Origin of the sequence: Paenibacillus sp. E194 (genome assembly GCF_000935845.1) — a bacterium.
Lineage (GTDB): Bacteria > Bacillota > Bacilli > Paenibacillales > Paenibacillaceae > Paenibacillus_B > Paenibacillus_B alvei_B.
Window position 1 is genome coordinate 1 of sequence record NZ_JMDX01000009.1, and the last position, 23,016, is coordinate 23,016.

A 23,016-nucleotide genomic window follows, 5' to 3' on the forward strand; every position below is an offset into this window, starting at 1 on the left:
TGTATATGAATCATAAGTATTCGTTATATTTAGCGGCTCTTCTTGCGATAATGAGAAGGAGGGATTCCTGTCCACCGTTTGAACATCCTTGAAAAATGCGTTAAGTCCCGAAATCCGACTGCCCGACATACCTCTGCTACTGTAGTATCTCTTGTCAGCAGCATCTCACTTGCCTGACGCATGCGGAAATCATTCAAATATTCATTAAATGACTTGCCTGTATAGGATTTAAATACATCACAGAAATAGGTCTTGGATAGTGATGCAAGCCGGCAAATTTGCTCCAGACGAATATCCTCATGAAAATGCTTATGCACATAATCAAGAGAGACTTGAACAGCCTCTCGGTGCTTATTTATACGATCTCCCTCCTTCTTTACCTGCACGACTGTTCTCGTGTCATGATCTTCACTTCCCCGGCTTAGCAGAACAAGGAGCTTCAGTAAATTCGCTTTTAAAACAAGTCCGTAATGTGGTGTCTTCATCCGGAATTCCCTCTGCATCTCCTCCAGAATCGTCCGCACATGCCGTTCTTCTTCACCCGAGAGGGACATTACCGTTGGCTTCCTTCCCCCTTCACTTAACACAGGATGCAAGTACTGATAATCCATGAAGTTACTCTGGAGCACAGGCTGGGTAAAGCGCTCATTGATATAATTCGGTAAAAACTCGCAGCCAATGACTTCCGTCTGTCGTCCTGCAATCCATTCCACACCGTGTACCGCGAACGGAGGCACGATGCATACACTTCCCGCGAGCATTTTGTGACGTCTCCCGAAATAAGAATGCATGAATCCTCCCTTCACGACATACCAAATTTGAAAGTAATCATGAGTATGCTCATGCAAATTGCCGTGTGTCTGGTCGATCCGATACAATTTGCAAGGGAGATCCTCTGGAAATTCATACTTCGAGTGGAAAAATACGACACCCTTCGATGAGAATTCCTCAATGTTTCTGCCAATCCACATGTTCTTCATTGCGGGCTGACTACCTATTACAGACATCAATTCCCCTCCTATTCGCTAGAAATACCGAATTTGGAAAGCACTTAATGTAAGCGTTTGCATCATTGGTGGTTTACCCTCTTTTCAGCATGCATGGATAACGATGTCAATTCACGATGTGGAAGTTTATATGCAGATTGTCTATGAAGGAAAATACGACAGGAAGACCCGATGACCTTACCTGGAGAATCATGTACGCTTCCTGTCGCCATGAGGATTACTCCGAAAAACATGCCTGATACAGAGCTTTGGCTAGAGCCATATGTCCAACCGTGCTCGGATGAACGCGATCCCATGCCAGTGTAGCCGGATAGAAATGCTCCAGCAGCTTATCCATGACCTGCTGTGTATCTACAAATAATGTACCATGCTCATTCGCGATCTCCTTAACAATTCGACCGTATTCATTCATCGTTCGGCGCATCGCATCTTCTTGGTTCGGCTCAATATAATAAGGTGTCATTAACGCAATCCAGCGTACATTCGGCTTAGATCGTTCAACGAGACGATTCAAGGTGTCATAATATTGATCCGAACCTACATGCTGCTCCGACACGAAGGGCATATCGTATTGACGCCAGACATCATTAATTCCAATACAAATAACAAGTCCGTCCGGCTCCAATTGTTCGACATCTGTCTCCCATCTACGCTCTAAATCAACCACTGTATTCCCACTAATGCCCATATTCACGATGCGAATTCCCATCTCAGGACGCTCCGTCTGAACTAGTGCATCGAACATGGATACGTATCCTTTGCCATTGGCTCCGAATAATCCTTCTCCATACGGTCTAGCCCGCTCACAATCCGTTATGGAATCTCCAATGATAACGATCTTATCCCCATGCTGCAGCATAATACAATGACCTCCCTACACATTATGGAAATAACATCCAAAACATAACCTTTCTTAGGAGTTTTTTTCCACATACCTAATTCAATAGGGAGATCATCAATTCCTGCCCACATGGGCAAACATTCAAATTTTATGTTAGGATCGCAGTAGTCGAAGCCCATTCAGGATGACAAGAATCGTACTCCCCTCGTGTCCGACGACTCCAAGCGGGAGAGGAATCCCGAGTATGAAGTTAGTTGCAATTAACCCCGTAATGACCGCTACAGCGAATATGATGTTCTGCTTTACAATCGACCGTGTTCTTCTCCCCAGCACGATCGCATGCCCGATGTTGGCCAGATCATCGTTCATCAAGACAACGTCGGCGGTCTCCAAAGCTGCGTCACTGCCTGCCGCCCCCATAGCAATCCCGACAGTTGCACTGGCTAGTGCAGGCGCATCATTGACGCCATCGCCTACCATCGCCACCTGACCATATTGCTCCTTAAGCTTCTTAATAATGTTGAGCTTATCTTCCGGCAGCAGTTCGGAGAACACCAAGTCAATTCCTGCTTGGGAAGCAATAGAACTTGCCGTCTGCTTCTGATCGCCTGTCAACATCGCCACCTCTATGCCCTGCCGCTTCAGTTGCTTCACCATTTCAATCGCCTCTGGGCGAATGCGATCCTGCAGCGCGATCACACCGACAACACGCTTGGATCTCTCCACCACAATCACCGTCTTGCCTTTGCATTGCAATGATTCGATCTGATCGCGAATCATCTCATCCATCCCTTGCTCAGAACAAATATATGACGGCTTGCCGATTCTCCATTGCTTCCCTTCCCATTCAGCTTCAATACCTTGCCCGGCATGTGCTTGGAATTGAGTAGGGCGCAGCAAACTCTCAGTGGCTTCTGTATGTTCTTGGTTACGCTCCGCTTCAGCAACAATTGCCTTAGCGATCGGATGTGTGGACAGCTTCTCCAACGCTCCGGCAGCAGATAGAAGCTCCCGTTTATCCATTGATTCATACGGAATGACGTCCGTAACCTCCAGCTTGCCGGAGGTGAGCGTTCCAGTCTTGTCAAAGGCAATTGCCTTTACGTGCGAGATAAGATCCAAATATGCGCCTCCCTTGAACAAAACGCCTTTTCGTGCGCTGTTCGAGATAGCAGACAGCGTTGCTGGCATGATAGAGGCAACCAATGCGCATGGTGAGGCCACAACGAGAAATACCATTGCCCGATAAAAGGCATCCGACCATGCTTCTTGAAGCAGCAGTGGTGGAAGAACTGCAAGCGCCAAGGTTGCAGCAATAATTAGCCTTGCGTATATATGTTCAAATTTCTCTATCATCCGCTGCGACTTGGGCATCTCACTCTGAGCTTCTTGAACGAGGCGAATGATCTTCGCAAAGAGAGACGAGTCACTTGATCTCGATACAGTAATATACAAAGCTCCTTGCCCATTCACCGTTCCAGCGTATACGTCATCTCCCATGACCTTATCTACAGGAATGCTCTCTCCTGTGATCGAGGATTGATTGACAGAGGATTGGCCATCCTGAACCGTTCCATCTGCTGGTATACGCTCACCTGGCTTTACAAGCACAAGATCCCCTATTATCAACTGCTCTACAGGCAGTAACATTTCAATCCCATTTCGAATAACGAGCGCTTGCTCCGGCTTCAAATCCATCAGCGCAGAGATATCTCGCGAGCTGCGGTTCATCGTAAACGTTTCAAGTGCGCCACTCAATGCAAAAATGAAAATGAGCACTGCACCTTCTGACCAGTATCCGATCGAAGCAGCACCAAGTGCGGCAGCAATCATGAGCAGGTTAACATCCAAATCCCTGTCGCGAAGCAGCGTAACAAGGCCTTCCTTCAACTTAAGCCATCCTCCACACACGTAAGACAGTACATAGCACGCTAGTGCCCATTGTTCAGCAAGCTGATTGCTGAACATGGCTAGCAGCAGAAACAGCAGGCTTCCAGCTGCTGCGCAAGATTCTTTATGTTCGCCAAGCCATTGCTTCCATGATGTTGTCATCGAAATGGTATTGTTCATTTCACTTCATCCTCTCTTCAAATGAAAATGACTATCGTTGTTAATCCCCTAAAAATGCATCATGCTGCTTCCGTGTTGGAAGCAGCATGTGTATTGAGAATGAGATTAATTTTCACTATGGTCATTTTTTTTGAATTGAGGCAACATTACTGTATTTATTATAATCAACAGTTCAAGAAATGTGAATATCTGCAAGCAGAAAAATAAACGTTGAAATGAGGCGCACCTATATCCGTCAGGCTCTTGTCTCCCGAAGCTCGATATCGCCACTTACAGATGCAATCCGAACTACAGGTCCATCCACTCCAATACTTCCGCGATAGTAATCCCGACGTTCCGTCTCTGTCCGTACTTGCGGAAGCTTCACGGACAAGTCTCCGTGATCTGCCATCGCCTCAATCTGAACATTCGCCGCCCACGATGAGATTCGAACGTCGATATCCCCGGATTTACTTTCAATCACCGAAGGGCCAATATCACGACCAAATGTGCACTCCACGTCCCCGCTACTCGACTTCAACAGGAGTGCTCCGTTCAATTCGTCGATTTCAACTTCTCCAGAGTGGCTAACGATATCCATATTAGCCCGAATTCGCTCTGCTTCAATATCTCCTGAAGAAGAGGACAAGTACCAATTAAGTCCGACACCGTCGCTGAGACTAAGATCACCTGACGTGACTTCTGCACGCAGCTCTTCAGCATGAAGCTGCTCAATATCTACATCTCCGGATGATGTCCTAACCGCCATTGTGTGCGTGTTAATGCGGCTGATGTCCACGTCACCTGAAGATGCCTCCATACTTATTCGTTCGGCCGAGCTGTATTCCATACGGATATCTCCGGATTTGCTTGTTATTCGTACATCCTGAAATGCCCCTTGCCGAATCACTCCATCTCCTGATGACAATTCCATTTGTAATTGGTCTGCACGAACATGCTGCATGTCAATATCTCCTGATTCAGATGCCACTTGAATATCTCCCTGGTAGCTGCTAGGCACACGGATATACAACTTATGGTCGCCATACCGTAAATTGATAAAGGAGAAAAAGCGCTTCGCATTGTATCTCATTCGAGCCGATATTGTGTAAGTATCTCCGTCTATATAATCACGAATATCGAACTTCTCTGGCTCATCCGATTCGATGCGATAGCCGATACGGTCTCCTTCATACGACTCAATGGCGACATCCACCTCACTAGTATGTATGCGGAGTGTGTGAATATATAAATTCGATTGACTGCGATCTTCTTGACTACATGAAGAAGCAGAGAATTGGTGAGATGATTCCTCAGCATGCGTTTTTTCACTTACCGAATATCCATCACTGCGTTCTCCCTCACCATTAGTGCGTGTATCCTCGCCAGTCTGTCCTTCAAGTGAAGCTTGCTGACGATGCTGTTCAAGAATTTCGCTCGCAATGGTCTGTACACTGCCCAGTGCATTCAGAATATCCTCTTCGGTCTTGCCAGTCTGCATCGCATCTTGGAAGTGAGCCTCAAAGTCCGACATGATCTCCGCACGCTCAGCCGAAGGAATCTCCCCCAGCTCCCGTTCTAATTTTACGAGAAATTCTAACTTCTGCATGCTCATTTTGACATTACCTCCTTAATCATCTCATCTACACCTTTGGAGAATAGACTCCATTCCTTCAGCATTTCATGCATGTAGGTCTTGCCCGTATCTGTCAGCTTGTAATACTTGCGCGGAGGCCCCTCCGGAGACTCCTTCAAATAAGTTGAAAAGTACCCTTCCTGTGTCAATCTGCGAAGCAGTGGATACATCGTTCCCTCTGCGACCTGGAACTTCTCTGAGATGCGATGAACAAGCTCATACCCGTATCGATCTTGTTCATAGGTAAGTACAAGTACACACAGCTCCAGAACTCCCTTTTTAAATTGAACATTCACGACATCTCCACCACCTTCCCTTGTCATTGGTAATTTCCTACATTGTATCACCCACTACTGTGTATTGCAAGATACCTTTTTATACACAATCTATTAATAATTAAAGCGATTTAGCTTTAATAGAAATTTACGAATCATGACTTTCTATAGTAATGATTGAAAACGTATTCACATAAGATGAGATAAGCTTTTTCCACAAGGTTCCCATAAACAAACAATAAATTTATTTACAATTCCTTATCTTCTGCTTAACGCTATGTTTAATATTGGCATTTACAATGAGGCATGTGCACAGATTCGACGAATTTCGCTAAAGATTGATTAGTTAGCTAACAAGATGTATCACTACGGGAAGTTGTTATTTTAATTCTACTAAGGAGTGTAATTATGAAAGCAAAACGTTGGTTTACCCTGCTTACTGTCATCTCTCTACTATTTATATCCGTTATTGGTTGTTCGAGCGGTTCATCTTCTGGAGAAGGCCAAAGCAGTGAATCGGGTGCAAGCGCGCCTGCTGTGAAGGAGGAAGATAAGACACCTGTTAAAATTCAATATTGGCACTCCCATGCAGAAGCTCAGACTGAGGGCTTGAACTATATGATCGGGGAATTCCAGAAGAAATATCCTTACATTACTGTTGAGCCTGTATACCAGGGCGGATATGAAGACCTACATAAGAAGCTGCTTGCGGCTGTAGCTGCCGGCGATGTTCCAGCGGTAACGAACGTTGAAGTATCTTCCTTGCCTATCTTCTCTCGTGATGGTATTTTCGAAGATTTAACACCTTATGTAGAGCGCGACAAGGTTGATACTTCCGACTTCTCGGAAGGCATGCTGAAAGCATATGCGTATGAAGGCCGTCAATTCGGATTCCCGCTAATCGTAAGTACGAGTGTTATGGTCTACAACAAAACATTGCTTGATAAGCTCGGCGTTCAGCCTCCGCAAACTTGGGCAGAAATCGAAGACTACAATAAAAAAGTTACTGAGAAGAAAGACGGAAAAACAGTTCGCTATGCATTTTCCGTCCCAGGCTGGGATAACTGGTACTACGATCCTTGGATGATTAACGGCGGCGGTTCTGTTCTGAACGAAGACATGACAAAAGCAGCAATCGATACACCTGAAAGCTTGCGCTACATCGAGAACTTCAAGCGTTGGGTTGATGAAGGCAGCATGCACATCGGTTATGGCAAAGGCGCTTCCGGTACAATGCGTCAAATGTTCCTTGAGGGAAAAATTGGTATGGTCGAGCACACTTCCGCAATGATCAAAACATACGTGGAAAATGCGAAGTTCGAAGTTGGCGTTTCCTTCTTGCCGGGTGACAAAACACGCATCTCCAACATCGGCGGCGCTGGCATCGTCATGATGAAAGGCGCTAAGGACAATCAAAAAGAGGCAGCTTGGAAGTTCATTCAATTTATGACAGGCAAAGAAAACAACTTGAAGTGGGCAGAAAAAGTAGGCTACCTCCCTACTCACAAGTCGGCTATTGATACAGAAGAAGGTAAAGCATACATGCAGCGTTGGCCACAATACAAAGCCGTGCTTGACAACTTCGACCAAGTGCAAGCACGCATGCAGCATCCGTTGTACCCTGAGTTCAGCAACCACTACATCGAAGCAATGGGCAAGATGGTTCTGGAAAAAGGCGACCCAGTGAAATTGATGACAGAAGCAGCTGTGGAAATTAACAAAGTACTCGAAGATAGCAACTAGATAGCAACTAACGTATTGCGCGTTGTACATCTGTGGTCAAGCAAGGTCGTCTCCCCTAGAACCACACGGGAACAGGGCATGCGGCTTTGGCTTGACCTTTCTTTATCATTGTTCTAAAGGAGAGGGCGATTAAACAGATGAATGGTAATTCCGGAATTTCGAATGATACGCCGGCAGAAGCTGTGAAGTACAAGCGGCCTTGGTCATGGTACCGCTTCTCCGAGAAGTTGAAGGATTTCAGCTTCGCGCTGCCGGCACTGTTGTTCCTGCTTATTTTTACGTATGTTCCACTGGTATTCTCGATCTTCATTAGTACAACGAACTGGAATATGTCGCGGCCAGTGATGAAATTTATCGGGGCGGATAACTATACGAAGCTGTTATCCAGTGAAGACTTCTGGAAGGTACTTACGATTACGTTCAAATACACGATTTTCGACGTGTTCTTTACGATTGTTATCGGGCTTCTACTCGCACTTTTGTTCAACTCTAAATCCAAGTTTTATAATTTCTTGCGTTCGATCATCTTCATGCCATACTACATCTCTATGGTCGTCGCAGCCATGATCTTCTTGTGGATATTTAACGGTGAATACGGCCTTGCCAACTACCTATTGGACTTGGCAGGATTCGATAAGATCAACTGGATGACGAATCCGAACACGGCGCTCGGCGCTCTTATTACAGTATCCCTATGGAAAGGCGTCGGCTTCGCAATGCTGCTGTTCATTGCCGGCTTGCGCAGCATCCCAGTTGAATACTATGAGGCTTCTAGCATCGATGGTGCTTCTCGTTGGAATCAATTCTGCAATATTACGATCCCATTGTTGTCTCCAATGACATTGTTCCTTGTCATCACGAACTTCATCGGATCGATGCAAGTATTCCAGTCGATCAATATTATGACGAACGGCGGACCGCTGAATGCAACGAAGGCGATGGTGTTCTGGATCTATCAGATGGCCTTCTCCGAATTCCGGACAGGCCGCGCATCCGCACTGGTCGTTATTTTCTTCATCATTATTATCGCCTTAACCGTAATCCAGTTGTGGATTTCGAAAAAAAGAGTTCATTACGAAGGGTAGGCTTAGCGGATGTCAAAATCCTTATTTTCATCCATCCGGTTGGCAGTAGCCATCCTCATTACATTAGTGATGTTCTTTCCAACCTATTGGCTCGTTGTCACTTCTTTAAAAACACCGTTCGAGCTGCGGCTCGCGATTCCATCCTTCTGGCCAGAATCGTTCCGCTTCCAGAACTATATTGATGCATTCCAGGCTTCACCGTTCGGCCGTTATTTCTTCAATACCGCCGTGCAGACGCTGGGGATTATGGTTCTGCAGATTAATGTTGCCATCTGGGCTGCCTTCGCCTTCGCGAAGGGAAATTTCTGGGGACGCGATAAATGGTTCGTTCTCGTGCTTGCTGCGTTGATCGTTCCGGAACAAGTAACCTTCGTTCCTGTATATGTGATGATGTCCAAGATTGGCTGGCTCAACACTTTCTTGGCGTTGATCGTTCCGCATGGTGCGTCTGCTTACGGCATCTTCCTGCTTCGTCAAGCTTTCAAGTCGCTTAACAATGATGTGCTGGAGGCTGCTCGAGTCGACGGTGCTGGCCGGTTCCATCAGCTGTATCGCATTCTCGTTCCGATGGCGATGCCGACGATTGCGACACTGATCGTGCTCACCTTTATCGGCAGCTGGAACTCGTACTTCTGGCCGCTCATTATGACGAATTCGGACAGCATGCGTGTATTGACGGTTGCAGTTGCGATGATGCGCGATGCAGTAGCAGGCGACGAAGCACTTACGTTCCATATGCTTAGCGCTGCAAGTGTGATGGTTATTCTGCCGATCGTCATTGTGTTTGCTTTTGCACAGAAGCATATCGTCTCAGCACTCGCGAATTCAACTTTTAAATAATAAGAAAACTGCATGAGACTTCTCTTATATATGCACCACCTCATCTATCTTAAGGAGGCTATGTAATGAATTCTCAGTCTACTTCTTCACGTTGCCGAAAAAATGTGCAAGCACTGCTGCTCTCCTCTATTCTCTTGTCATCTGCCGTTGCCTGTGCCAATGGTGAAGAAGAGCCGGCAGGATCGAATCAAGCTGCTGCACCAGTCACACAAGTATCCAACACAACTCCAAGTGCGGCTGCGGCAGTGGCTGCTGGCAAACTGACGCAACAAGAGGTGAATCCGAAGCTTCGCATTGACAAGAACGAGTTCAAGCCGCTGCTCAGCATTGCACAGGATGGACCTATTATTCCTGGTCTGCACGAGCTTGTTATCCCGCAGGGCCTTGCCTACTCTGCGGAACAGGGATGGCTTGTCATGTCAGGCTATCGCGACGCCGGTGTTAGCGTTATTGCCATTATGGATGCCAAAACAGGTCAGCTGCTGAAGTCCTTAGAGCTGTATGATGCTGTAGGAGATCCATATACGGGTCACGCCGGCGGTGTTGCCATCACGAATGGTTATGTGTTCGTTGCTTCCGGCAGCAAGGCCAGATATGTATCCATCGATAAGATGAAGCAGACGGAAGATGGCGGTCAGCTTATTTTCGACGGACAATTCAAGGTCAATACGAACGCATCCTTCATTGCCTTCGAGAACGGCAAACTATGGGTTGGCGAATTTGCACATGGCACAAGCTATCCAACAGATACCTCCCATCATATGACCAACCGTGATGGCGACCAATATCGTGCTTGGATTGAGGGGTTCTCGGTAGATCCGAATACCGGATTACCTGTACAATTGAAAAATTCCGGCGATAAGCTAGTACCTGAGCAGTTCCTCTCGATTCCGAATCGAATTCAAGGCGTATCGTTCTGGAATGGCCACTGGGTATTGAGTGATTCCTATGGTCGCAACAGCAATAGCACGATGCTGTTCTTCACCGATCCTCGTGGGCAAGCGCCTCACCAGAAGGTAACGATCAGCAACAAAGAAGTTCCGCTATGGTTCTTGGATAAAGCTGAGCTCAAGCAAAAGATTGATGGGCCACCGATGGCTGAAGAAGTAGCCGTTGTAAATGACTCCTTATATATCAATTATGAGTCTGCCTCTGAAGGGATTGCAATGACAGGAAGCTATGCAATGGATCGTATGCACATCCTGGATATGAAGCAAGTCGAGCAAATGTGGAAACATAAATAAATCATCTCGCAGAGCCGTCATGTGACGGCTCTTTCTTTTTGCCTTATAATAAATAGATAGAAAATGTACGCTATGGAATAGGAGTCTTATGATGATGAATGAACAACAATGGCAGGATTTGCAGCATAGAGCTGCAGCACTTATTGAAGCCCATAACAAGGACTGCTCCCCTTTGATCAAAGAGATGGTTGAAGAAATTAAGGAACTTCAAGCAGAGAATGATCGCCTGCGCAAAGCACTGAGTTCCGCAAGGAAACAAAATGGTGGTCATAACCATATGTCTACCAAATTAAAGGATGCGCTATACGAATAAAATCCGTGTCGGATGGATAATTTACGACCTTCCTTCGAACCCTATGTACATACTTGATTTGATGAGCATCGGTTCAGGAGGTTCCGCAATGATTACACGTCTAGTTCTGCTCGGATTATGTATCATGCTAAGCATATATGCATCGGGTTGCAGCACGACAAGCCCGTCCCCTCAGCCCCCTTCCACCCAAAAATCGCATGAAGGATATTCGATTCAACAACGGCAAGCGCGTGTCGCAACGAAGGAAGCTCCTTCCTTCGTCGGCGGCAATGAGAGCGATGTCCGGAGCCCTAAGCCGCTCACCTTATCCGAACTGCGCAGGAAGTACCGCTCCCATTTCATCATGCAGGGCCCGTCTGACCAACGGAGGGTTGCCCTGACATTCGATGATGGCCCCGACAATCATTTTACCCCGCAGGTTCTTGATGTGCTGCGTAACTATGGGGTAAAGGCAACATTCTTCGTTGTCGGCAATCGAGCGGAGAAATATCCAGAGATCATGAAACGCATACTAGAGGAAGGCCATATCGTCGGCAATCATTCCTATGATCATGCGAATCTGCCGAAGCTCTCTAATGAGGCCTTCCATAATGAGATTCTTCGCACACAGAATATTCTCCAGGCTGCTACGGGACGTACAATCAACTTTATTCGACCGCCATATGGCAATATAAGTGAAGAGCAAATTAAATGGCTTGCCTCACAACACATGCTGATCGTGAACTGGAATGTTGATTCTCTAGATTGGAAAGGGCTCACCGCAGAGCAAATCGAAGCTAACATTATGTCCCATCTGACTCCTGGCGCTATCGTGCTCCAGCATGCTGCCGGCGGCAAAAATCATGACTTAAACGGTACCATCAAGGCGCTTCCTCGCATCATTGAAGAGCTGAATCGCCAAAGCATTGAGATGGTAACGCTCGACAAGCTGCTGAGCAAGCCGGCATATCGAAAATAGCCCGTAAAGACGTCTAGCAGCCATTACAGAAATCCCTGTCGCGTAATTCGTCCTATTACGGATGAGGTCAAAAATAGATTCCAGTGGTACAAAGACTTATCACAGGAATAACGCAAAAAGAGCCGTGGGATCCCATCCTTAACGGCTCTTTTTGTAGTCCAATCACATACCGATCTATTTTAGGCAACTCAGGTATAATGATTCCAGATATCTTTGTGAGCCATAAAAAAAGGATGTCCGTTTAGAAGATGTAGGTGTTTGCTTCATCATTTCACAAGCAAGTTGAATTAATTGGGAATAGAATCCAATCCCTTGAGCTTTAGACTGCTTGGACTTTATTCGGTTAGAAAGTGCTACAGAACGAGCAAAAAGATGACTGTATTCTACATAATGTTGTGACTAAGGAGATTTGGGAGAAGAGTAAATGAATTGCAATTTGATAATCATTGAGAGGACATGAAGAACTTGAATTTAGTTGCGCTTTGTGATTAATATGCTTGATGTAATATCGTTAAATCCGTAGGGAACCAAATCGGGAATCGTGGTGCCCTGTCGATCATAACTACCACCATAATCAGAAGATTTACCACTAAAACTCAAACTTCTTCCAGTAAAGTCTGCATGTTCGAATATCGTTATATCGTAGGGGCCGAAGATACGAATGGATGAAATAACGTCATTAAGAGGGATCGTGTTCGCACTTGAGTTTAACTTGATCTGGTCGCCACTCATTCCGTAGTTATCGTACAAATAAACTCCATAAGGAGGTTCCGGATAAGGTTCATAAACTTTTCCAGAAACTATCAAAGAAGAAGCTTCATCGTTCCCAATATCATCGTCATCCATGTCACGATCACTGAACGCCGAATAAGTAGTGCTACGTCCATTATAAGCTAAGTGTTCGTAAACAGTTACACTGTATCGAATATCTACAATCTTGATTGAGGAAGCCTTGTCATTGAAGTTAATGATGGGTGGGAAACCCCCAATTTCATCAAGTCTATAAATATGCTGGCCCGGGATTAGACCCAAGCAAAAACCTTGATAGTCTGCATCTTCACACAAATATGCAACTGGTTGATCTGTCGGACCAATGATTGGACCCGTCCCATCCGCGGATGCTGGAACTGACCATAATGTAACAAAAAGCAACAAAGACGTTGTTAAAGTGCTTATTAACTTGATTACACCTTTCATTTTAAATCCCTCCTATTTAACTATTTTTTCCTGCGAATATACTTTATTACAATTATCAAAAACTTGCAATATATTTATTTTATTATTAAATTTCACATTTAATGTTAATTTGTGTTGTTTCAAATAATAACTGTATTTGCCAATAATCGCTTCAATAATTGTGGCCTTAGCTCTGAATTCCATCAGACTGAGGCCGTTTCGTTTTGCTTGTAATCGTTCGTTATTGTTAAAAGTTGAGCTCCATTCGATCTCCTCAATGGAATGATAGATATGTTTTTCGTGCTAAGGAAGGCCTTTTTCATTAGAATCAACATGTACAATCCAGTTGAAGAGAAAGTAGTGAATAACATGCATTCCATCCAGAGCTTCGCAATGAAGGGGCGGAGCATGCATACCCGGTTACCATCGGCAATAATGTATGGCGATGTGCCACTGTGTCCATTCTTCCCGGAGTATCTATCGGTGATAATTGTATTATTGGTGCTTGGAGTGATGTGACGAAGGATTTCCCATCTGGTGTGCTCGCTTACAGAAATCCCTGTCGCGTAACGTGATGCGCCCTATTACGGATGAGGATAAGAATAGATTTCAGTGGTGCATTTACTTATCACAGGAATAACGCAAAAAGAGCTGTGAGATCCAGTCCTCAACAGCTCTTTTTGTAGTCAGATTTCATACCGATTACCGCTCCATCTCTAGTTACATTTCTAGCCTAAGTGAATGATGGTTAGAGCCGCACCAGCAGCATTGTTAATAAGCGTAGCTGTTCCTAGAAGTCCGAACAATTGGAGCGATATTGTTGTATTCGCAGCCAATGTTAGAATGACGTCATTGTTAAAGGTGGATACCGTAAGAACAGGTGTTATCGTAGAGGCTACATTTGCTACTCCGTTGATAAGCAGTCTAGATCCCAACAACAAGCCCCCGGTTAAGTTGAGCTGATACGAGATGTAATATCTTCCCGCCGTAGATACAGTAAAGGTATCGTTCGAGCCATTCACGCTTATTCCAGGTCCAATGTTCTGGGCGCTTGGGAGTGGAACGAGCGTACCTAGCAAGACGACCGCGATGGATGCTCCGGTTGTATTGGCAGCATACGAGGATGCCGCGGTAGTGCTCGTCCCCGTTGCTCCAGTAGCCCCTGTGGCTCCGGTAATACCCGTTGCCCCCGTAGAGCCCGTATCACCTGTTGTCCCCGTTACGCTAGTTACCCCTGTCGCTCCTATTCCAGTCGAGCCAGTTATACCTGAGGTCCCTGTAGCTCCAGTCACTCCCGTTGCCCCTGTAGTTCCCGTTTCCCCTGTGTGACTCCATCCAGTAGGGCCTGTACTTCCTGTGGCTCCGACCTGACCTGTTGAGCCAGTCGCTCCAGTTGCTCCTGTTTCCCCTTTAGGCAACACGGGCACAATGATTCCAGATGCTTTTGCAAGCCATGATGAAAATGGATAACCGTTTTAAAAACGATAATGATTGTCCATAAACATACTCCTTTTCGAACGCCGTCAGCTCACCATCTCTCAAGAGATTTACTCTATTAGTTCTTACATATTCCATAGTATTGAAGTCTTTCTCAATATGACTTGGCTTATATCCAAAACAAATAGATTTACACTCTCATTACTATATTATGCTCTTCCCCATCACAACCTGTAAGCTTACTATGCATTTAAATGATCTGATCGTCCAGCTTTCGCCATAATATAAATAAGAGTCGTGAGATTTTAAACTCCCAACGACTCTTGTACTAAACAGTTTTATTCACTTCTGAATGCATACAGTAGTTTTAAACATCTATCATGGTAGATTCAAATATAAATACTTCTTTTCGTATTCCCGATCATCTATGCCTTGCAATTTAAACAACCACTCTTCATTGAAATCTTCATACAATTTATTGTCCCCAAGACGTCCTCACAAAAATATAATCGCAAGTGATGCGATGTCAGCCGAACATGATTGAAAACACTAAAAAACTCCTTGCTGCGCAAGGAGTTGTCATTAGTTAATTTGGTGCGGTAGAGAGGACTCGAACCTCCACGGGCGTACGCCCACTACCCCCTCAAGATAGCGTGTCTGCCATTCCACCACTACCGCACGTATTTTGGGAAGGATGTCTATTGACATCTCAACCGAGGAATAAAACTGGTGAGCCATGAAGGACTCGAACCTTCGACACCCTGATTAAAAGTCAGGTGCTCTACCAACTGAGCTAATGGCTCATGGTGCAAGAACATTGCTGTTCGCCATGTCACTCCAACAAAGGATTGAAGTGGTGACCCGTAGGGGATTCGAACCCCTGTTACCTCCGTGAAAGGGAGGTGTCTTAACCCCTTGACCAACGGGCCATATCGTTGTCGTTTCTTACTTTTTTCTCATCACCTCTCGGCGACAATTAAGAGTATATCAAACGATACGACCGTTGACAAGCCTTTTTTCAAAAAACTTTTTTACCATATTTATGAATCGTTTTTGCCTTGTCCGACAGCTATTCTCTACAACCTATTCGGTACGAATTATTGCTCTTATAATATGCCCGTCTCCTCAAATTAAATACGACAAGAACAAGGTGGCTGTACCGAAATAAACCGTCAGTGAAAAGATATCATTCAATGTTGTAATGAGCGGCCCAGATGCTACTGCTGGATCGGCGTTAAGCCTATACAGCAAAATAGGAATCACTGTACCTGCCATTGTACCGATGATAACCGTCAGGAAGAGAGAGCAGCCCACTACCAGCCCCAGCGCTAAGCTTCCCTGCCATATCCCCGCTACAAGGGCAACTGCGGTACCGCACACCGTACCGATGATCAGACCTACGAACAATTCTCGCCACAGGAGCCTCGTGACTGTTCCCTTGTCTAAATGCTCTGACGCTAGTCCTCGTATTACCACAGCAAGCGACTGCGTGCCTGTGTTTCCTGTCATCCCTGCAATCATCGGCATGAAGAAGGTCAGCGCAACAACCTGCTGCAGCGTCCCCTCAAACCAACTAATAATGCTTCCCGACACAAGCCCAAGGAATAGAAGCATAATCAACCATGGCAAACGTCTGCGGGCTGCTGTGAAAGGGTTCGTTCGAAAGTCAATCGTCTTATCCGTTGCCGACAACTTATTAATGTCCTCATGCGCTTCTTCCCGCAAGACGTCAATGACATCATCAACGGTTACGATCCCTAGAAGCTTGTCATCTGGATCAACAACAGGCATGGACAAGAAATCGTATTGTTCAAACAGTCGGGCCACTTCCTCTTGATCCGTATCGACGGTAACGGAAATGACCTTCTCATTCATAAGCGATTGGATGGTATCTGTCTCCGGAGCCAGCACCAATTCACGGTAAGTCAACGTACCGACCAGCCGCTTCTGTTCATTGACTACATACAGATAGTGGACGTTCTTCGTCATTTCAGCGAACGCCTTCACTTTCTCAACCGCTTCCCGCACTGTATAACGCTCATAGAACCAGACATAGCGGTTCGTCATCAATCCGCCCGCGGTCTCCGGTTCATAAGTCATCAGGCGGCGTACTGTGTCGCTCTCCTCCCGCTCCATGAGCGAAAGCAAGAACTCCTTCTCTTCCACGCTAACCGCTGCCATCATATCAGCCAAGTCATCATTGTCCATCCGGTTCAAAACTTCTGCCGCACGATTGCGGCCAAGCATCTGGAACGACTCCAGTTGAAGATCCGGATTCAACTCACGGATCATCTCCGTTAGCTGACCTACTTCCAGCACCTCAAGCAACCGAGAGCGCTGCGACAAATTTACATGACGATATACGACCGCTAAATCATAAGGATGCCAATAGCGGAGCGCATACTTCACTTCATCAACAGAACCCTGCAAAATGCGTTCTGCTTCATCTATGATCTCATCAGTATCGTACGATACCGTGTCCTTATCCTTGTTCGAGTCTGCTTTCGTTGTCTTTTTCTCGTTCCATGCTTGCTTCTGTTTATCACGTTTACTTCCCATTACGCTCACCCCCCACGGATAACAATCCGTATATGGTGTACTCCGCTGCTACTTCAAGCCGATATTATGAAACCCACCATTACATTCATTAAACGCACTGAACAATTGGCGAAACAGAATGACCATCATCTGTTCACACTGAATACCTTCATAGTGTATGAAAAAAAGCAAGGAATAACCGCGATCCCTCACAGTTACCCTTGCTTTATCCATTTCGGCGATGATGCAATATGTAATATGTATAGAACAACAAAAAAATCCCTTGCGGGATCTTGTCTGTACCATTGTGGCGGAGAGAGAGGGATTCGAACCCTCGCGGCTGTTACACCCTAACGCTTTAGCAAAGCGCCCCCTTCGGCCTCTTGGGTACCTCTCCATAATGGCTCCCCGAACAGGACTCGAACCTGTGACAACTCGATTAACAGTCGAGTGCTCTACCAACTGAGCTATCAGGGAATGACAAGTACTAATTTATCATGAATCCGATAGAGTGTCAACACTTTTCAAAAAATAAATGCAACAATAGCAGACAAGCAGTCAATCAGTCAATCAGTTCGCTTCAAACCAGCGAGACAAGGCAACGATTAACGCCCCCATTCGCTCCTCATCTGGAACTAACATCCGCTTTATCCCTTCATCTATCGCCGCTGCAGCTGTAACTTTGCCCACCGCCGCAAGCAGTGTTCGCTCTTGGAAGATCTGGACCAGCTTATCTGCCATTCCTCTTTCCTTCGCATAAGCAAATAGGAATCGAAGTTGTGGAGCAGCCGTTACGGCAACTGCATCTATCTGTCCCGACAACAGCTCTGAAGTGAACTGCTCCAGTACGGCCTCATCGGGCGGGGTATGCCGGTAGGGCATCAGCTCTATAGATTGCGCACCTGCATCAGCGAGAAATGCGTTCAGGGTTGGGGCTGGATCTCCATGCAATTGCAGCGCAACTAATGAGCCGCGCCATTGTTCAGCATTATAAGACGCCATAGCCCTTACCAGACCAACCGTCGAGCCGTCATCATCTCGAATATCCGGGACGATGCCAAGCCGCTTCAATGCATTAACGGTTTTGTAGCCTCGTGCTGCATGCCGTATCTGCTTCAGCTTCACTAGCAATACCTCTTCTCTTCCCGCTTCACGCGCTGCCTCCAACAGCTTCTCAAGCCCTATTCCTGTCGTCCAGACAGCCCACTGCACAGGCTTGTCTATTAGCTTGTCCACTTCGGCAGCCAGATGGTCAAAATGCTCGAACATCGTCCCTTGAGTTGGCCTTACTAGCGGCAATCCTCCCTGCTTCGCAACAAGCAATGACATCTCCTCTGCTTTGCGTGGACCTGTAATTGCAATAACCTTTCCCTCGCATTTTGGCATGACAAGACCTCCCTCAGCTATTGTTTAATTAGTTCCCTACCAGTACGAGTAATGCTATATGCTGAACATCATTGCTGTACGTATGGCAGAACATTATTTCTCCACCTGCTCGGTCATCTGCAGCATCTTCAATTTTCCGTGACAACGACCACATGCATACTTACGAACATCCACCTTGCGTTTGCGCATATAAGCTTGTCCGCACTGTACACATTCCAAGCGGTATCGATAAGGCATTTGACGGTTGCGGGCAACATCCGGCAGCGATTTGCAATATCTAGATCCTCCAACTGCTTGCAGCAGCTGTCTGAAATCTGTATCTCGATGCTTGTACCCTTTCCTTTCCAAGTGCAGATGGTAGTGACAGAGCTCATGCTTAATAATACGTTCAACTTCTTCCAGACCATTCTGCTCCAGCTGCTTCGGATTGATTTCAATGTCATGCGAGCGCAGCAAGTAGCGTCCTCCTGTTGACTTCAGTCGCGAATTATAACGTGCCTTATGCCGAAAAGGCTTCCCGAAATCACGGAGCGAAACCTGTTCGATCCATGCTTGCAGCTGTTCATCTGACATCTTCATCCCCCTTTCGCCTCTTCGTCTCAGTCTGCTATTTCTAATCCTGTTCGAGATAAGTTGCCTTCGGGGTATGCCTACATTGTATCGGGAAAGGTTGTTCCCTACAACAACAAGAATGGAGCATGAATTCCTATGAGAAACTTGCAGTGATACCTGTAGAGATACTTGCAGAGACGATTGCGGACCTGCACCAAATGCGGCCAACGCCCATATGATAGCGTTACAACGACGATTCTCTCGTCCCCGCCGAAGGAGGGATACTCATGCCGCAATGGTTATGCAATCAGCTAATGCGCGCCTTCAATAAGAAGGATCGCCGTCAAATTAAGCTATTAAATGAGTGTTGGTTTTTTTACCGTTCGAAGCCGCGTGCGCATACGTAAATGGCTCCGCACGCTGCGCAACTTGCACAAGCAGAAAGTCAGGCCTTAGATCATCATCGCATATAGGCAAAAACCCCCGATGAACGAACGGCGTCTCATAACAAGGTGTGAGACCGGCCGATTTCCTCATCGGGGGACTTTCGTCATGTTGCAATTATGCTACCGTCATGTTTCTATTTTACGATTGCATGTATTACATATATTGTTTTACTGCTTTCGTTCTATCGCTTTTACCCCTCTATTACTTCGGAGCCTTCATTGTAAGACCGACGCGCCCCTTCTTCATATCCACTTGCAGTACCCATACCGTTACATTATCACCAACAGAGACAACATCAAGCGGATGCTTCACAAAACGGTCGCTAAGCTGAGAAATATGCACAAGGCCGTCATTCTTAATGCCGATATCAACAAATGCACCGAAGTCAATAACGTTGCGAACCGTCCCCTTCAGCTCCATACCAGGTTTCAAATCCTCAATTTGAAGGACATCTGTACGGAATATAGGCGGCGCTAACTCCTCGCGCGGGTCGCGGCCCGGACGCAGCAAGCTGTCGATAATATCCTTCAGTGTAGGTGTGCCTACCTCTAACTTCTCAGCCAGCTCATTTATATTCGCCCCGCTCAGTGCCTGTGTTAACGCAGTTGTCCCAATATCCTCCGCACGAAGTCCCATGAGCGCGAACAGCCGATCGACAACTCCATACGACTCTGGGTGAATCGGCGTCTTATCAAGAGGAAGATCCCCATCTGGAATACGAAGAAATCCTACACATTGCTCAAATGCCTTCGGTCCCAGACGTGGCACCTTCTGCAGTTGCTTGCGAACCGTAAATTTCCCGTTCTCTTCCCTGTACTTCACGATGTTCTTAGCCAAGGTTGCATTGATGCCTGATACATAAGACAACAAGGACGGAGAAGCCGTGTTCAAATCTACACCAACATGGTTAACTGCCGATTCCACAACGGCGCCCAAGCTCTCCTCCAGCCGCTTAGGAGCCACATCATGCTGATACTGGCCAACTCCAATAGCCTTAGGTTCAATTTTAACCAACTCCGCTAATGGATCCTGCATCCGACGAGCAATCGATACTGCACTGCGCTCTGCAACATCCAGAGAAGGAAACTCCTCTTGGGCTAGCTTAGAAGCCGAATAGACACTAGCGCCAGCCTCATTGACGATTACATATTGGATGCCAGCTCCACCGCCTGGACGGGACTTCAACCAATCTGCAACAAATTGCTCGGTCTCGCGAGAAGCGGTTCCGTTGCCGATTACGACCAACTCAACCCCATACTTGTCTGCGAGTCTGCTGAACGTCTGCTCAGCCTCTGCCACCTTATGGTGAGGGGCTGTTGGATACGTTACTGCTACTTCCAGCAGCTTGCCTGTATCATCGACCACGCACAGCTTGCAGCCTGTCCGGAAAGCAGGGTCGACACCTAATACGGTCTTCCCCTTTACTGGCGGCTGTAATAGAAGACTTCGCAAGTTCTGTGCGAATACTTGGATTGCTTGCTCCTCAGCCTTGTCAGTTAGCTCATTGCGTACATCCCGCTCAATCGACGGTGCAATTAATCGCTTATATGCATCTTCAATCGTCGCCTTCAATAAGGAAGTGACGACAGAGTCGCGTTGAATCACTTTCCGCTCCATATAAGCATGTACCTGTTCTACAGGCACATCTAACGCAACTTTCAGGATGTCTTCACGCTCACCGCGGTTAATCGCCAATATCCGGTGAGAAGGCAGCCTGCGAACCGGTTCCGTGTACACATAGTACATCTCATATACCGATTCCTGCTCTTTGTCCTTCGCTTCGGTACGAATTATGCCCTGATCAAATGTAAACTTACGAACCCAGGCTCGTATAGCAGGCTCGTCACCCACCATCTCCGCTATAATATCAAGCGCACCCTGCACCGCATCCTCAGCGGTTGCAACGCCCACTTCTTCATTTACGTATGAAGCGGCTTCCGCTAACGCGCTGCCTTGCTTCGGGAACGTCAGGATCCAGTTTGCCAGCGGCTCAAGCCCCCGCTCCTTCGCCACGCTTGCCCGCGTTTTCCGCTTTTGGCGATAGGGACGGTACAAATCCTCTACCTCTTGCAGCTTCGAAGCTCCTACAACTGCTTGCTGCAGATCCGCTGTCAGCTTGCCCTGCTCCGCAATCAGACGAAGCACCTCACGTTTGCGATCCTCCAGCCCGCGTACATAAGCAAGCCGCTCTTCGAGTGCGCGCAACTGGTTCTCATCCAGCTCTCCAGTCATTTCCTTACGATATCGCGCGATAAATGGAATCGTATTGCCCTCATCCAATAAGCTGATAGTTGCATCTACCTGCTTCGGATTCAGTGATAATTCGCTTATAAGCTGCTTGCGCAGTCGTTTTGGCTGTTCCGCAGCCATCTGTTCTAGCAAGGGTTCCAATGCTGTCATATCGATAACGGATTCTTGTCCTGCCATTCGTTACATCCTCTCTGCAACCCGAACCCTCATCGAAGAATTCGAGATATTAGATATCGCCGGCACTTGTCCGACATTTACGGTTTTCTTAGATTGATGCCTTATCATTCTGCTCTCTCTATTTTCGCAAAATTGAGCCTTATTTTCCAGCGCAAAGGTCACAAATCGTTATGACCCGATTCACAAAGGGATAGAGCTGTATCCCTATTTCTGCTCATAGCAAAAAAGAACGAGGCAATCCCCGTTCTTCTCATTCTCAATATCGTATCTAGAAGTCAATCAAGCCCACACTAATTTGCAAGCCTTCATCAACCTTGCGCATCGTTTCCTCATCCAAGTGCGTTATCTTATCCGTCAAACGCTGCTTATCGATCGTACGAATCTGTTCTAGCAATATGACCGAATCACGGTCAAAGCCGTGGGTTTCCGCATCGATTTCGACATGGGTCGGCAATTTCGCCTTCTGGATCTGGGCTGTAATCGCCGCAACGATCACCGTTGGACTGAATCGGTTGCCAATATCGTTCTGTATGACGAGGACAGGTCGAACCCCTCCCTGTTCCGAACCAACGACGGGCGATAAATCCGCAAAAAATACGTCGCCGCGCTTCACAATCAATGTTTACACCCCACTAACCAAACGGCCGAGAGTGCCATCCGCATCTTCTTCCGCATAAAAAGCCTCCGATGCCATTGTGAGATTGATTTTCGCCATTTCCATATAGCCACGCTGCATCGATTCACGAATGTGCCGTTTCTTGCGCTCGTTCAAATATAATTTCATCGCTTGTCGGATGAACTCGCTCCGATTGGATTTCTCCATAGCGACGATGCCGTCCACTTCTTGTAATAATTGGTCGGGCAAGCTGATCATGATCCGTTTGGTGTTCTGAATATTTGCCACCTGTCCTCGCACCCCCAAAACCTTTCCTGCCTAGTTACCATTATGTCGATTCCGTAGAAAATTTATACAAAAGAATATATATGCCCAATGCAGACGAAGTATGTTGCATCATGAACAAGTTCGTCTCAACAACATCCCCAGAGAGCCTCTCCATTTCA

At 46.5% G+C, this 23,016-nt stretch carries 21 protein-coding genes and 5 tRNA genes; 8 read left to right on the forward strand and 18 right to left on the reverse strand.

Translation table 11 applies throughout. The annotated features are described in order from the left end of the window. Positions 1 to 29: 29 nt before the first annotated feature. The 5 genes from AZ66_RS02355 to AZ66_RS02375 all read right to left on the reverse strand — a co-directional run bounded on the left by AZ66_RS02355 (position 30) and on the right by AZ66_RS02375 (position 5,829). Entirely contained in the window at positions 30 to 1,007 is a 978-nt protein-coding gene (locus AZ66_RS02355) for an AraC family transcriptional regulator (protein ID WP_082061413.1), read from the reverse strand. Positions 1,008 to 1,224: 217 nt separating this feature from the next. Further along, entirely contained in the window at positions 1,225 to 1,869 is a 645-nt protein-coding gene (locus AZ66_RS02360) for an SGNH/GDSL hydrolase family protein (protein ID WP_036618993.1), read from the reverse strand. A 132-nt stretch (positions 1,870 to 2,001) separates the two neighbouring features. Then, a complete protein-coding gene (locus tag AZ66_RS02365) occupies positions 2,002 to 3,918 on the reverse strand; it encodes a heavy metal translocating P-type ATPase (protein WP_044353434.1) in 1,917 nt (638 codons plus the stop codon). A 235-nt stretch (positions 3,919 to 4,153) separates the two neighbouring features. Continuing rightward, positions 4,154 to 5,512 (reverse strand): DUF4097 family beta strand repeat-containing protein, encoded by a 1,359-nt coding sequence (locus AZ66_RS02370; protein ID WP_044353435.1) that lies wholly within the window; start codon positions 5,510 to 5,512, stop codon positions 4,154 to 4,156. Then, positions 5,509 to 5,829, reverse strand: a complete 321-nt coding sequence (locus AZ66_RS02375; protein WP_021256398.1) for a PadR family transcriptional regulator — start codon at positions 5,827 to 5,829, stop codon at positions 5,509 to 5,511. The genes AZ66_RS02370 and AZ66_RS02375 overlap by 4 nt, the downstream gene beginning before the upstream one ends. A 387-nt stretch (positions 5,830 to 6,216) precedes the next feature. Between AZ66_RS02375 and AZ66_RS02380 the strand changes: the two genes are divergently transcribed. The 6 genes from AZ66_RS02380 to AZ66_RS02405 all read left to right on the forward strand — a co-directional run bounded on the left by AZ66_RS02380 (position 6,217) and on the right by AZ66_RS02405 (position 11,991). Further along, on the forward strand, positions 6,217 to 7,551 hold the full coding sequence (locus tag AZ66_RS02380; RefSeq protein ID WP_044353436.1) for an ABC transporter substrate-binding protein: 1,335 nt from the start codon (positions 6,217 to 6,219) through the stop codon (positions 7,549 to 7,551). 137 nt (positions 7,552 to 7,688) lie between these two features. Beyond that, on the forward strand, positions 7,689 to 8,636 hold the full coding sequence (locus AZ66_RS02385) for a carbohydrate ABC transporter permease (protein ID WP_021256400.1): 948 nt from the start codon (positions 7,689 to 7,691) through the stop codon (positions 8,634 to 8,636). 9 nt (positions 8,637 to 8,645) lie between these two features. Further along, complete coding sequence (locus tag AZ66_RS02390; protein WP_044353437.1) at positions 8,646 to 9,476, forward strand: carbohydrate ABC transporter permease; 831 nt, start codon at positions 8,646 to 8,648, stop codon at positions 9,474 to 9,476. A 65-nt stretch (positions 9,477 to 9,541) separates the two neighbouring features. After that, a complete protein-coding gene (locus AZ66_RS02395) occupies positions 9,542 to 10,720 on the forward strand; it encodes a hypothetical protein (protein ID WP_044353438.1) in 1,179 nt (392 codons plus the stop codon). A 94-nt stretch (positions 10,721 to 10,814) separates the two neighbouring features. Continuing rightward, a complete protein-coding gene (locus AZ66_RS02400; RefSeq protein ID WP_138187730.1) occupies positions 10,815 to 11,033 on the forward strand; it encodes a hypothetical protein in 219 nt (72 codons plus the stop codon). 88 nt (positions 11,034 to 11,121) lie between these two features. After that, positions 11,122 to 11,991 carry a polysaccharide deacetylase family protein gene (locus AZ66_RS02405; RefSeq protein WP_044353440.1) on the forward strand — a complete coding sequence of 290 codons (870 nt, stop codon included), beginning with the start codon at positions 11,122 to 11,124 and terminating at the stop codon, positions 11,989 to 11,991. A 471-nt stretch (positions 11,992 to 12,462) separates the two neighbouring features. On the opposite strand, the gene AZ66_RS02410 is transcribed toward AZ66_RS02405, so the two are convergent. After that, positions 12,463 to 13,188, reverse strand: a complete 726-nt coding sequence (locus AZ66_RS02410; protein ID WP_044353441.1) for a hypothetical protein — start codon at positions 13,186 to 13,188, stop codon at positions 12,463 to 12,465. 434 nt (positions 13,189 to 13,622) lie between these two features. On the opposite strand from AZ66_RS02410, the gene AZ66_RS32335 reads away from it, so the two are divergent. Beyond that, positions 13,623 to 13,742 (forward strand): hypothetical protein, encoded by a 120-nt coding sequence (locus AZ66_RS32335; protein WP_231586705.1) that lies wholly within the window; start codon positions 13,623 to 13,625, stop codon positions 13,740 to 13,742. A 153-nt stretch (positions 13,743 to 13,895) separates the two neighbouring features. On the opposite strand, the gene AZ66_RS33250 is transcribed toward AZ66_RS32335, so the two are convergent. The 9 genes from AZ66_RS33250 to AZ66_RS02465 all read right to left on the reverse strand — a co-directional run bounded on the left by AZ66_RS33250 (position 13,896) and on the right by AZ66_RS02465 (position 19,101). Beyond that, positions 13,896 to 14,588, reverse strand: a complete 693-nt coding sequence (locus AZ66_RS33250; protein WP_331436878.1) for a BclA C-terminal domain-containing protein — start codon at positions 14,586 to 14,588, stop codon at positions 13,896 to 13,898. Between the two features lie 608 nt (positions 14,589 to 15,196). Next, a tRNA-Leu gene (locus tag AZ66_RS02425) sits at positions 15,197 to 15,282 on the reverse strand. 49 nt (positions 15,283 to 15,331) lie between these two features. Next, a tRNA-Lys gene (locus AZ66_RS02430) sits at positions 15,332 to 15,407 on the reverse strand. Between the two features lie 51 nt (positions 15,408 to 15,458). Next, positions 15,459 to 15,533: transfer RNA gene (locus AZ66_RS02435), tRNA-Glu, on the reverse strand. A gap of 196 nt (positions 15,534 to 15,729) precedes the next feature. Continuing rightward, positions 15,730 to 17,163 carry a magnesium transporter gene (gene mgtE, locus AZ66_RS02440; RefSeq protein ID WP_044353444.1) on the reverse strand — a complete coding sequence of 478 codons (1,434 nt, stop codon included), beginning with the start codon at positions 17,161 to 17,163 and terminating at the stop codon, positions 15,730 to 15,732. 287 nt (positions 17,164 to 17,450) lie between these two features. Next, positions 17,451 to 17,539: transfer RNA gene (locus AZ66_RS02450), tRNA-Ser, on the reverse strand. Positions 17,540 to 17,543: 4 nt separating this feature from the next. Next, positions 17,544 to 17,619: transfer RNA gene (locus AZ66_RS02455), tRNA-Asn, on the reverse strand. 93 nt (positions 17,620 to 17,712) lie between these two features. Further along, the gene (locus tag AZ66_RS02460) at positions 17,713 to 18,528 is read right to left on the reverse strand and encodes a uroporphyrinogen-III synthase (RefSeq protein WP_044353446.1); all 816 of its coding nucleotides are present in this window, start codon (positions 18,526 to 18,528) and stop codon (positions 17,713 to 17,715) included. Positions 18,529 to 18,621: 93 nt separating this feature from the next. Then, positions 18,622 to 19,101, reverse strand: coding sequence for a SprT family protein (locus AZ66_RS02465; RefSeq protein ID WP_044353447.1), 480 nt, complete (start codon positions 19,099 to 19,101; stop codon positions 18,622 to 18,624). Positions 19,102 to 19,367: 266 nt separating this feature from the next. On the opposite strand from AZ66_RS02465, the gene cmpA reads away from it, so the two are divergent. Next, positions 19,368 to 19,487, forward strand: a complete 120-nt coding sequence (cmpA, locus tag AZ66_RS31170; RefSeq protein ID WP_021254410.1) for a cortex morphogenetic protein CmpA — start codon at positions 19,368 to 19,370, stop codon at positions 19,485 to 19,487. Between the two features lie 241 nt (positions 19,488 to 19,728). Here cmpA and AZ66_RS02470 read toward each other — a convergent pair whose 3' ends face one another. The 3 genes from AZ66_RS02470 to AZ66_RS02480 form a co-directional block, all read right to left on the reverse strand. Beyond that, positions 19,729 to 21,927: a Tex family protein gene (locus AZ66_RS02470; RefSeq protein ID WP_442950266.1), complete on the reverse strand. Its 2,199-nt coding sequence runs from the start codon at positions 21,925 to 21,927 to the stop codon at positions 19,729 to 19,731. A gap of 295 nt (positions 21,928 to 22,222) precedes the next feature. Further along, positions 22,223 to 22,573 (reverse strand): type II toxin-antitoxin system PemK/MazF family toxin, encoded by a 351-nt coding sequence (locus AZ66_RS02475; RefSeq protein ID WP_019422581.1) that lies wholly within the window; start codon positions 22,571 to 22,573, stop codon positions 22,223 to 22,225. A gap of 3 nt (positions 22,574 to 22,576) precedes the next feature. Beyond that, on the reverse strand, positions 22,577 to 22,858 hold the full coding sequence (locus AZ66_RS02480) for a CopG family ribbon-helix-helix protein (protein ID WP_019422582.1): 282 nt from the start codon (positions 22,856 to 22,858) through the stop codon (positions 22,577 to 22,579). Positions 22,859 to 23,016: the final 158 nt, after the last annotated feature.